Source organism: Mesorhizobium sp. M1A.F.Ca.IN.020.06.1.1, assembly GCF_004023265.1.
Classification (GTDB): Bacteria; Pseudomonadota; Alphaproteobacteria; order Rhizobiales; family Rhizobiaceae; genus Mesorhizobium.
Genome location: NZ_RZSR01000070.1, coordinates 1 through 11,422 on the forward strand (window position 1 = coordinate 1; position 11,422 = coordinate 11,422).

The window sequence follows — 11,422 nt, forward strand, 5'->3', positions numbered from 1 at the left end:
GGAGTCCAACAGGGTCACATCGTCAGATACGAAACCGAACCCTGCATTGACCAGCGCCAGGGTCAACGTAGTCTTGCCTGCGCCCGGGTTGCCGCAAAGAAGCACGATGCGCTCATTTTTGAGAAGCGCAGCCGCGTGCAGAGCAAGTTCGTAGGCGCTGCGATCGAGGACCTCGATCAGCATTTGCCCTTTCACCATGACGGGCAGCTCGTCGGGCGCGCAGGAAAGAACCCAGTCGCCATCCCGGAACAGGTGGACCCGTCCTTCATGCTCGACCAGTTGGAACAGAATGTCGGCAGTCTCTCGTCGGACCTCGAGATGCCGGAACACGACGACCGCGGGAAAGGCGCAGGCTGCAGGATACTCGATGCGTACGGAAAGGCCCGCGATCGCGACGACCTGGCTCACAGCCTCTCGAGCCGACACAGACGGCGGTGCGTCGGGCCGTATCAAGCTCAGCCGCTGCCAATCCCTCAGCGCGGCCTCGACATGCCTGTTTGCCTCGATCCCATCGACGCCGGCGCGCGCCATCTCGGCCGAAATGGCGCGCGGCGATGTTCCCTCTTCCAGGGAGCGCCAGATCTCGGCGGCAGTATCGTTGACGGCGAAGATGGCCCGCTGGGAAGGACTGAACAGGATATTCTGCCCCCTGACGCGTGCCAGCCGTCCCTGGGTCACAAACGTGGCCGGGATATGAGCGGTGGAGCCTGGCGGCGCCGTTCCGTTACCCGCCTCGTGATTCATCGAGTAGTCCTCTCCCCCTCTGCCGGAACGCGACGGCGGTCCAACCTGTCGTTGCGAAACAGGTACGTTCAATGGGCGAAGCGACAAGCGTTTCGGCAGGAGTTCACTTCGCCCAACACAGCTAAGCAACCGAATGTTTTGCCCCCGAGTGCGACTTCTCACAGCGCTTCGTCGGAGAACCGGGCCACGTTCTGATGCGCCGCGACCCATTGCAGATGCGCCTTGTTCCAGTATTCGCGCGCGTCAGCGCCCGTCAGCACCTTGAAACCGGATGGCGGCAGCGGCAATTCCGAAGGAATTGGTTGGTCGGGCAGCCACAGCAACACGTTGTCCCGGCTTTCGATAGCCAGCCCCCAGGTTCTTTCCAGGCGACGGAGTCCACGCATGTTCACCGAAGCCAATGCGAAAACCGATCCCGTTATCCTCAGCCTGGGTGACTGATCGACGGCCTTGATCGGCGCCTGATGTGTGATTTCGCCCTTGGAGAGAAACGGGTGCATGCGAATGAGGGTTCGATCGATCTGCACTGTCTCCCCTGTCCCATCCCGCTCGTTTGAGGCAGGATCCACGCTGATCCCCGAAAAACAGCCGTCGAACAGGCAATCTTCGACAATGCCGCTGAGCAGGTAGTCGTTCTCCACCGCATCATCCCTGATTTCGCTGAGCCAGCAGCCTTTCAGGTGAAAGCCGTCGGCCCGCGCTGCGAAACGCACGCCATCCCAGCAGCGCCGCGCGCGCACACCTTCTATTGTCGCATTGGCGGTTCCGTCCCTGACAAGCAGAGCCGCGCTGTTGCAGTAGGTGTCGCGCCAATCGGAGGTCAGCGGCACCTGGCCGTCGAAGCGCCCTCCGATGAAATGAACGTCCGGACAGTTGCGGATGACCACCGGGTAGCGATTGACCGGCAGGTTTCCTTCGTCGCAGCCCATCATCGCGCTGGGCTCAGGATTTCTGCTGTTGGCGACTGTGAAGGAAGCATTCCGGGCGTCGATTGTCGTTCCGGCTTCGAGATCCCGAAACATTTGTTGTTCGTAGCCGTGCTCGCCCGTCAGAACGAGCTGCTTGCCCTCCGGCATCTGCCCGCCCTCCGCCTGGCACGAGCCCGGCAACAGCGCGAACACGGGAGACAGCCCAGCAAGGCCCATGAATGAACGGCGGTCCATCCTCATGCTCGTTGACCTGAAGAAAGGGATTGCCGATGCCGCTCGAGACAGGCCGAACGGACCGCCTCGAGAGCTCTCGAGGCCACGTCTTCGGGCGATGCGAGCCTTTCGATGTCGATGGCCGCCAGCACGCCCATGCGATCTTCCGTTCCCATTCCCCGCTCAAGGGCGGCCGCCATTTCGCGGCAGGCCCGATCCGCCGCCGACCAAAGGTCGGGATCGCTGTCCGGGGATGTCCGTTGCAGCCGCGAGGAGCGATCGCCCCTGGTCAGGAGCCGGTCTCTGGCGATGCCGGTCTCGCTGCGCAGGTGGACAAAAACCATGTCATGCAATCCGACGGCAGAAAGCATATCCAGCCAATTCTCGGATGTTTTTTTGCATCTGCTCTTCAGCAATATGGACCAGAATCCCTGCAGCAACCCCTGATCCATTATGATTATTGAATTTCTTCTTGCCCTCTCATGCTGGATAAATGCGACCAGGCTGATAAGATTCCAGACAAGCCTGATGGCATCAAGGCGCGACACTTGCCTGCTTTCGATGACGAAGCGGGCAATTCGAGCAAGCAACGAGCGAAACTCACGATCTAGCAGCCGAGGGGCGACAACGCCCATTCTGTGTATCTGCCTCTCGATGAATGTTCTTCCTTCCCACGCCACTCGCACGTCGCCTTCCAGCGGGCCGCACCGTCGCAGGCTGTTCGCCAGCAGGCCGGAGGTAGTTGTCTTTCCGACCCCGGGCAGACCAAAGAATTCGACAAATCGAATGTCTGTCCGCAGCGCGCGTGCTTCGACGCTTGGCGGGAGGCTTGCCGCCAGGTCACCAACAGTGTGCGAGGTCATTGGATTTCGGGTGGTACGATGAACTCTTGGAACGCCAATGAAGTCAAGGCGATGTGCGAGGGGCATACTCAACTTCAAGCAGCTGAGACCCGGTCCCGACATACAACCTCGGGGTCTTGGCAAGGCCGGTCTGCAGCGATCGCTGCATGCCGCGGTAGACTATGAGCAAAGCGAGCGGCAGCCAGAAGAAGGCGGCGGTTGACGGCCCGAAGGAATCGCTCATCTGGTTGGCGACCAAGTAGTTCCATACGGCGACCGATGTTCCGAGCACCATGACATTCACTTCGGTCGCTTGTTCGCTCCTGCCCCTGTCGACCAATGTGTGCAGAACGGCGCTGATCAGATAACCCACCACCAGCAGAACCATGATCACCACCAAGGCGAGGCCGGGCACTCCCAGCGTTCTAAAATAATCGATGAACAGGTTGTGGCTGTGCGGAGCGATGTCGCCCACCCATTGCCCTGCGCCCACGCCCATGAACGGATGCGACAGGCCCAGATCGATTGATATCGACCACAGTCGCTGCCGCGAAACGATCGAATGTGCCTCCCCGCCGGAGAGCTGAAGCGACAGCAGCTTGTAGGCCCGTGGGTTCAGGAACTGCAACATCATGAAGCTAGCCTGGAACAATATCGGAGCCGTAACGGTCGCCGCGATCACTGTTACCGGACGCTGCTTCCTTATCACCAGATAGATGCAGTATAGCCCGTAGAACGTGCCGAGACCGACGACCCCAAGAACGAAATTCGTCTTGGATCCCGATTTGACCAAACCCAGCAACCCCGCGAGGAGGCAAACCGAAAGGAGGATTCGGTGCCTTCGAGAAGCGACCAGCTTCGCGGCGACAAGCGGCAGACCGGCCGACAAGGCAATTCCGAGCTGGTTTGCATGCTTGAAATAGCCCTCCGCCCGATCGGCGAATCGAGCATCGCCGAGGCCAATAACGACAAGGCAGGATGTAACAGCAACCATGATGGCCATGGTCATCCCAATCCTGTCGATTGCCTCAAAACTCCTAGGCCTCGCGGCGATCAATGCAATGGTCGGGATAGTGGCGAAACCAAACACCTGGGCGAAGACAGCGCGCATGGTCCTGACCGGATTGTCCGCGTGTAGCGCCGACAGCAGCGATAGAACCATGATGAGGGCAGATGTTGTCAGCACGGCAGTTGCCAGGGCCGTGTCGGTGCGATGCAGACGTTTTGTCGCTTCGGCGTAGGGAACGAGGCTTACCAGGCCGCAGAACAAAGCGAGCAAAAAGGAAATCGAGCCATCGGTTCCGGCAATCCGCGTGGCGCCAGGGAACCATATCGACACGATCAGCAAAAGGATGGAAGCCTGCAGCATCGATGGTCGTCACGCTGAAAATGCTATGCAACAACCGCGGGCCGACGCGCTCTTGCCTCGCCAGGCTGCGTCCGGTGCCCCTGTGTCCTGAACGGCAACGCCAAGAAATAGAGACACAACGTTCACTCCAGGACGGTGATTCAAGGCGCGCTGCCGCACCGCGGGTGAATACTCCGCGTACCTATTTCATAAGCAGCGTAGGCGCAGCTGGATGACAAGGAAATGAGCGAAAACGCGTCATTGGGACAAGGTGTCCTACGCCTTTTGTGCAAGGGCTGGTGGTGCTGCGATTCCAGTCTGCCTGGTCGAGATCCGGTCTAGCCGCGGCGGGGATTCGGTGTTGGTGCGGATTTGCATATGTGGGAGACTTGGGCGCGGCACACCGAGTCTTTCACACCGTAGGAGATCGCCGTGCTTTGGGGTCTTGTCGCCGTCGGCGTGATCGGCATTTTGCTCGGATTTCGTGTTCGCGCGCCGGCGCTCATCGTCATGACCGCGGTGATTGTGGTGTTCAGCGCCATTGCAGGCGGCATCGGCAGCCTGTTTGCCTGGGACCGTCTGCTTTCGATCCTGCTTTTCGTTGTCACGCTGCAGGGCGCCTACCTGCTCGGCGTCTTCCTCGGCATCGTGTGGCGTCGCGCCGTGACCGATGAGCATTGACGGACTGCGGCTGCCATTTCGTCGCTGGCGCCGGACTTTTTTAAAGCGGCGATGCCGCCAATGCTCGCTGCCTGCCTCGCCAGTCAGGACGCATGATCGAATCTCATCACGGCGAAGACCGTCCGAACGAGAATGACGACGTCGGCCCATATGGACCAGTTTCGCACGTAGCGGCTGTCGAGGGAGACACGGCTCGGATAGTCTATTGCGTCTCTGCCCGTCACTTGCCACGCGCCGGTCAGCCCGGGCCGGGTTCGAAGATAATCGATCGCGCAGGCGCCGTAACGTTGCAGCTCGTCGGGGACGACCGGCCGAGGGCCGACGCAACTCATGTCGCCGCGCAGCACGTTGATGAGCTGAGGCAACTCATCAAGGCTCGACTTTCTGAGAATGTGCCCCAGGAAGGTGACGCGCGGATCGTTCTTGAATTTCAAATTCTGCTCCCACTCCTTGGCGGCTTCGGGATTGCTCGCAAGATAGTCGGCCAGAACCTGCTGGGAGTTGGCAACCATGGTCCTGAATTTGTAGCAGGCGAAACGCCTGCCGTTGAAGCCGACCCGAGTGTGAGAGAATATCGCCGGTCCGCCGTCGGTCGCCAATATTAAGAGGGCAACCACAAGCATGATCGGAGCGGCCAGCACAAGCGCGATCGATGCGATGGTGACGTCCATGATCCTCTTGCGCCGCCCCCCAAGCGGACGATGGTTTTGGCCGACGCCTATTCCGGGTCTGCGGGGGTTCGTGTCGAATGCGCTGATTGTCATGAGCTTCGCCAAGGAAACGGCTGATTTTAGCGCTCAACTTCACTCGGCGGACCATTCCCGGCAAGAACCGCAAAGGAGGTAGCGCCCGATCTGGCGCCGGTTAGCCTCTTAGCCTGAACGCGTATTGCCGGCGCGGTGTCGATAAGCCTTCTGATCAAACGGCGTAACACTGGCACCCATTTTCTGCAGTAGCAGTTCGGGCAAGTTCGACTGTATTCGTGATCGACGAAATGCGACTGGTCCGGCTAGGGGCGATCCAGACCGCCGACTGAATTCAGGCCCTAGCTCTGATGGCAAGGATGCCGAGAGAATGTCTGGAGCCACTGGTGCCGGATGGGCGAGCCGGCAGCCGTCTGGCAATGCCTGAAAAGCATGCGCGCGCATGCGACGAGATTCGACGAGACAGATCTTCCGCGTCGAAAGAATGCCTGCCAGCCTGTCAGTGGAGCACGCAACGTGACGCCCATTCCGAAGCCTTCGTCCGGTGACTTCCCCGCAAGGCCGGGCGCTCGTCAGTTTCTGGAGGTCGACCATGCGGAAGCACTTGCCGTCGTCCGCAAGCAGATAGCTTTGCTCGATCTTGATCTCTCCGGCCTCACTGTCGTGGCTGGCGCGGCGATGGGCTATCAGGCGGTGACTGCGACAGCCGCGGCGCTCGCCAATGCCGACCGTGTCGTTGCACTCACCCGCGTATCCTCCAGACATCCGAGCCTGGCGGCGGCCGCGGACGCGACGTTGGCATTTGCCGAGTACGCCAAGGTCGCCGAACGCGTGGAAGTGACGAACCGCATCGAAAGCCGCAAATGGCAGGAGGTCGACCTCATCACCAATTGTCCCCAGGTCGGACCGATTTCGAGATCGCTCATCGAGCTCTTGCCCTCTCACGCGGTCGTTGCGCTCATGGCGGAGCCTTGGGAGCTTCGGCAAGGCGTGTTGGACTTCGATGCCTGTGACGAGGCCGGCATCAAGGTTGCTGCTCCAAATCTCGGTCACCCGGCCATAGACCTGATGCCGGAATTCGCGCGCTTATGCCGGGTCCTACTCGAGGATGCCGGTGTCGATCAGCGTGCCTCGAGATTCGCCGTCGTCTGCGACACGCCCTGCGCACCATTCCTCGAACGTATGCTCGCCGAACGTGGAGCAAGAGTCGGTGTTTTTTCGCATCCGGTTCTGCTGACCGATGATGCATGGGAGGTGATCATCGTCGCTATGCGGCCCTCCGCCAAACCCCCGATGGACATCAACAGTCTGGGCCGCATCGCCAGGAGAACGCGCCAGGCGCTGCTGGTGCAGTTCAGCGGCGGGATCGACCGCTCGGCCGCCAGCTATTTCGGCCTCAGGGTATGGCCGCCGAAGCGCCCCAACCGCGGCGAGCTGGGCCTGCCGCTCGAGATACTCGGAGCGGCTCCGGTGATCCGCAGACTGACGGGAGGCGTGAAGGCTGCCGAAGCAGCATATCGCGGTGCGGAGTTGGGCCGCGACAGTGTTGGATTTCTCGTGAAGGCAGGATTCGAGATGCTCGACCGGGAACATGCCTGAGCATCGGCCTGAGCGCATCCGTTTCAAGACCTGCAGGCACCGTCCTATTTCTGAATCTCGAAGGGAGGCGGACCTGAAATAGGTCCGCCTCCACGTCGAGGATCGGCGTGCGTCGTTCTATTGCCAGGCACCAGGCCTGGGCAGCCTTCAAAGCATCATCTGTCTAAGCTTGTAGGCCACCTCAGTGCGGTTCGTGGCTTTCAGTTTTTTCATGATGTTGCGGATATGGACCTTGACCGTGCTCTCGCAGAGGTTGAGCTCGTAGGCAATGATCTTGTTGGCCTTGCCTTTCCTGAGCGCTTCCACGACCGCGGCCTCGCGCGAGGTGAACATTCCGGCGAGCGGACGGGCGCCGTTTGCCGTCGAATGGATGATCTCGCGAAGCGCCAGCACGCAGCTGGCGGGCACGAAGATCCCTCCGGCGCGGGCGAGACCGATGGCCTCGGCAGCGACCTTCACCTTGACGCTCGTGGGAATGTAGCCGCGGGCGCCGCATTCGAGAGCCGCAAGGATCTCCCCCGGCTCGTCGGAATCCACCACGACGATTACGGGTACGGCGCCGACCTCGGAGATGAGGTGCACAAGTTCCGCCCGAACGCTCTGGTCGGTCACCTTTCTGGCGCCGAGAATAACGAGGATCGCGGAAGCCTCCGCCCCGCCGGCGACGTGCTGAATCTCATCAAGAGATCCTACGGCGCTGACGCGCAAAGCCGGATTATGTTCGATAAGGCCTCGAGCAAGACATTCGCGCTCGAGTGCCCGCTTGTCCACAATTACCACCAGACCTTCGGTCGGGTGTCCTTCTTCGAGATCAGACGTGCCGAGCCCGTTCACGTCCGTCAGATGCCCGTTCTGCAACGACCCCGTCGCATCCTTCCAAGACTCGGAAATTTGAAGATGTCCCATCGCCTTATTTACTCCTCTCCGCCGCCGACTTCGCTCGCTCCCCTTTTTATCTTGACTCCCACGCAGGGCTTGTTCAGCGGCATGAACTGATACGCTGTTTACCGTGTGTCGGGCGACTTGCTGCGAAGTGAGGAATAGATTCAAGGAGTAGTGCATACGCCGGCCCAACCCACGGACGTATGGGATCCCCGCTCCATTGAGGTAATCCAGCCTCAAATGCATACTACGATGCTGTGGAAAAGGCGCATTAATCCTGGTTAACAATTTGGTAATTATATCTTAGGTGGCTAATATGACCGAAAGGATGACAACCTTAAGTTGCAATCACAGGAATTCTGCTCCTCAAAGCTGCGCGCGAGCATATCTCGACCTTAGAGCGAGATTTGCGGTTTGAAGCAAACGGCGCCACAGTTCTTAGAAAAACATTGACCTCGGCTGCCGTGCCCCCCACCCAACCACTGCAGCCGGGGTTCCTTTTTTGGCCGGCAATCGCAGTCTTGTCGGGCCGACAAGTCAATCTTCGCGCGGCCTATCTCCACAACATCAAAGCGTCGCGCCTCGCAAATACGTACGCCTACCGGTACTAGCGTTTCAGGTTAGGCCTGACTGTCTCGACTTCTTCACGCGTGGTGGTGTCCGGCAATTCGCCGGGACCGTCCGGATTCCGTGTCGGGTTTTCGCGCGTGTCCCTCGGCGGCTTTTGCTTTGGGTTGGGGTCAGACGGATTTGGCTTGCGAGCTTTTTCCCGTTTCGCTGGTTTAGGCATCTACACACTCCCTGCCTGCGCAATTTCGGAGAAACATTGCGGTTCCCGTCAAATAGCAGTTGATCGGTCGCTTTCGGCTGTAGCCGGTGCGGATCGTCCCATAACGTTCAGGTCCAGGCCGAAAGGACCGTCTCCATCTCGACGGTCTCGACCTGTTGCGCGAAGCGCTGATGGTAGACGGTCATCAGGGCATCGTGCGTCGCGTCCGATGAACTGCAAAGCGCATCCGTGACCAGCACCACGCGATATCCGATGTCGATCGCCCCCAGGACGGTTGCGAGCACGCAAACATCGGTTTCGCCTCCCGTGACCACCAGGGTGTCGATGCTGCGCGCGGCAAGTGCCGTCTGCAGTCTGCCCTCCGGCCAGGGCGAATAAACATGCTTGTCGATCACCTGCGCCGGCGGACAGAAGGATGACAGCGGCGGCAGCAACCCGACCATTTCTCGCCCGACATTTTCGATCGTCATCGACGCCCAGCGCTCATAGTAGCGCCTCCAGGTGCCGGCACCCAGGCCAGGCTTTTCAGCCGGCACGAAGCGCGTGAAAAGGGTCTGCTCGGCTTTCCATTCGACGAGGCTGACGATCCTCGGAAGGACGCGGGTGATCCACGGCGTGGCCCATTCCGAAGGTTCCGCGAACAATTTCTGCATGTCGACGCATAGATGCGCGCAGCGCTCGCCCAGAGGACCATAGCTCAAGCCGGAAGCCGACATCGGATTTCCTGTCGGAAGTTCATGTTCGCTCTGGTGAAGAAGTGCCCGACGCGGTCAAAGCTCGACATTTCGTTTCTGAACTTTGGTGAGGCAACGCCTCGCGGTGCAACTCGTTCCCGTCGACCGGAAACTACAGGTGTGGTCGAACGTTCTACCGAGATGGAGACCTCCAGGATTACGCCCCAACCAGCGACATCGAGCCCCGAGTTTCCGCTGTCTTTGGATACGCCGCCGATGGAGGCGCGGACCGCGGACGCGTTGCCTGAAGGTCCCTGGCAGTACGAACCCAAATGGGATGGGTTTCGCTGCCTGGCCTTCAAGGGCCGCGACGCCGTCGAGCTTCGCGCCAAATCCGGCAAGCCGCTCGGCCGCTACTTTCCCGAACTGACGACGATGCTGCGCGACCTCGCCGCAAGGCAATTCGTCGTGGACGGCGAGATCGTGATCGAGATCGACGGGCGCGTCTCCTTCGACGCGCTGCAGATGCGCCTTCATCCGGCCGAGAGCCGTATCCGCAAGCTGAGCGCGGAAACACCGGCGCGGTTGATCCTGTTCGATGCACTGGCTGCCCCGGGAGGCGAGATGTTGCTCGATTTGCCCTTGCCCGATCGGCGCCGGGCGATCGAGGACTTCGTTGCCAGGGCAGAGAACGCCGGGCTGAAGCTCTCGCCGGCCACAACGAGCCTCGCGACCGCCAGACGATGGTTGCGCGGCGCCGGCCGAGGTGCCACCGATGGCGTGGTCGCCAAGGCACTGGCCGAACCCTATCGCCCGGGCGAGCGAACCATGATCAAGGTCAAGCGGCTGCGCACAGCAGACTGCGTGGTCGGTGGCTTTCGCTACCTGAGCGGCAAGCGCCAAATCGGCTCGCTGCTGCTTGGCCTCTACAACGACCGTGGCCAGCTCGACCATGTCGGCTTCACCTCGACCATCGCCAGTGACGAGCGAGCGGCGCTGACCAAGAGGCTTGAAGCGTTGCGCGGCGGGCTCGGCTTCACCGGCAAGGCACCCGGCGGCCCGAGCCGCTGGAGCACCGAGCGCAGCGGAGAATGGGAGCCGGTGCGGCCCGAATTGGTCGTGGAGGTCCGCTTCGACCATGTCACCGGCGACCGATTCCGGCATGGAACAAGGATGGTGCGCTGGCGGCCCGACAAGGCGCCGCGCCAATGCACGTTCGAACAGATCGCGTAGGACACCTACCAGGGAGAGGCGACGCCACAACGGCCGCCACTTGCTGCAACGGGCGGAACCACCATTCGCCTGAGCGGTTTTCCAACTGAGCGAACCGCGAGCCGGATAGGCTTGCAGCATTGGAGAACGAGATGGACCCGCGTAAAAAGCAACGCACCGCAAATCAGGACGAAACCGAGGCTCCGGCAGTCGAGCAGCAGGACTGGGACGCGCTTGAGGGCGGCCGGATCCTGCCCGACAGCGTCGCCGTCAACGGCGACCCGCAGGACGATGAAGAAGCGGAGGGAACGCTCCCCGAAGAAGACGACGACAATCCCTATCAGGAAAGTGACGAGGCACTCCCGGACGACGAGGAGGAGCGGGTCCTCGCGCGCGATCCCTCCAAGGAAGGAAGCCGGTTCGACGAGGTCTGAGCGGCCTTTCTTGGCGTCAAGCTGACTTGGGTTTGCCTTGCTTCGCGCCTTTCGCGGCGATGCCCTCCTTGGCAAGGCTTTTGCGCAGAACGTCGGCCAGATTGATGACGTTCTCACGCGGTTTCGGCGCCGCCTTGGGCAGCTTCTTGCCTTTGCGCTTGGCCTCGATCATGGCGATCAGCGCGTTCTCGTATGTATCCTCGAATTTCGAAGGATCGAACTTCGTCGCCTTCTTGTCGATCAGCAGGCCGGCGATCTCGAGCAGGTCCGCCTCGTAGTCCTGCTTCTTCAGCCCTTCGAACACCGTCGCCTCCGAAACCATCTCATTGCGGTCCCGCAGCTCGGTGAGAAGCATTCCCTTGCCGAAGGG

The 11,422-nt window shown here is 60.8% G+C and carries 11 protein-coding genes and 1 pseudogene; 4 read left to right on the forward strand and 8 right to left on the reverse strand.

The annotated features are described in order from the left end of the window. The 4 genes from EOA60_RS05490 to EOA60_RS05505 form a co-directional block, all read right to left on the reverse strand. Positions 1-744, reverse strand: a 744-nt coding sequence (locus EOA60_RS05490) for a PqqD family protein (protein ID WP_128311123.1), incomplete at its 3' end; no start/stop codon positions are given. A gap of 158 nt (positions 745-902) precedes the next feature. Further along, entirely contained in the window at positions 903-1,907 is a 1,005-nt protein-coding gene (locus EOA60_RS05495; protein ID WP_095826289.1) for a hypothetical protein, read from the reverse strand. 2 nt (positions 1,908-1,909) lie between these two features. Next, a complete protein-coding gene (locus EOA60_RS05500; RefSeq protein WP_095826288.1) occupies positions 1,910-2,749 on the reverse strand; it encodes a hypothetical protein in 840 nt (279 codons plus the stop codon). 43 nt (positions 2,750-2,792) lie between these two features. Further along, a complete protein-coding gene (locus EOA60_RS05505; RefSeq protein WP_095826287.1) occupies positions 2,793-4,097 on the reverse strand; it encodes an O-antigen ligase family protein in 1,305 nt (434 codons plus the stop codon). 411 nt (positions 4,098-4,508) lie between these two features. On the opposite strand from EOA60_RS05505, the gene EOA60_RS05510 reads away from it, so the two are divergent. Then, a complete protein-coding gene (locus EOA60_RS05510) occupies positions 4,509-4,757 on the forward strand; it encodes a hypothetical protein (RefSeq protein WP_066992046.1) in 249 nt (82 codons plus the stop codon). An 83-nt stretch (positions 4,758-4,840) separates the two neighbouring features. On the opposite strand, the gene EOA60_RS05515 is transcribed toward EOA60_RS05510, so the two are convergent. Then, the gene (locus EOA60_RS05515) at positions 4,841-5,428 is read right to left on the reverse strand and encodes a sugar transferase (protein ID WP_208720894.1); all 588 of its coding nucleotides are present in this window, start codon (positions 5,426-5,428) and stop codon (positions 4,841-4,843) included. 549 nt (positions 5,429-5,977) lie between these two features. On the opposite strand from EOA60_RS05515, the gene EOA60_RS05520 reads away from it, so the two are divergent. Next, the gene (locus tag EOA60_RS05520) at positions 5,978-7,060 is read left to right on the forward strand and encodes a hypothetical protein (RefSeq protein ID WP_127334734.1); all 1,083 of its coding nucleotides are present in this window, start codon (positions 5,978-5,980) and stop codon (positions 7,058-7,060) included. A gap of 147 nt (positions 7,061-7,207) precedes the next feature. Here the strand turns inward: EOA60_RS05520 and EOA60_RS05525 are convergent, their stop codons facing one another. Together EOA60_RS05525 and EOA60_RS05530 are read right to left on the reverse strand one after the other, a co-directional pair. Further along, a complete protein-coding gene (locus tag EOA60_RS05525) occupies positions 7,208-7,894 on the reverse strand; it encodes a response regulator transcription factor (protein WP_245299539.1) in 687 nt (228 codons plus the stop codon). A gap of 945 nt (positions 7,895-8,839) precedes the next feature. Next, entirely contained in the window at positions 8,840-9,448 is a 609-nt protein-coding gene (locus tag EOA60_RS05530) for a cysteine hydrolase family protein (protein WP_066992037.1), read from the reverse strand. A gap of 159 nt (positions 9,449-9,607) precedes the next feature. Between EOA60_RS05530 and EOA60_RS05535 the strand changes: the two genes are divergently transcribed. Further along, positions 9,608-10,639: an ATP-dependent DNA ligase gene (locus EOA60_RS05535; protein ID WP_095826285.1), complete on the forward strand. Its 1,032-nt coding sequence runs from the start codon at positions 9,608-9,610 to the stop codon at positions 10,637-10,639. A 131-nt stretch (positions 10,640-10,770) separates the two neighbouring features. Beyond that, complete coding sequence (locus EOA60_RS05540) at positions 10,771-11,052, forward strand: hypothetical protein (RefSeq protein ID WP_066992031.1); 282 nt, start codon at positions 10,771-10,773, stop codon at positions 11,050-11,052. Positions 11,053-11,068: 16 nt separating this feature from the next. Here the strand turns inward: EOA60_RS05540 and EOA60_RS05545 are convergent. Then, positions 11,069-11,422 (reverse strand): annotated as a pseudogene (locus EOA60_RS05545) (Ku protein); the annotation flags it as partial.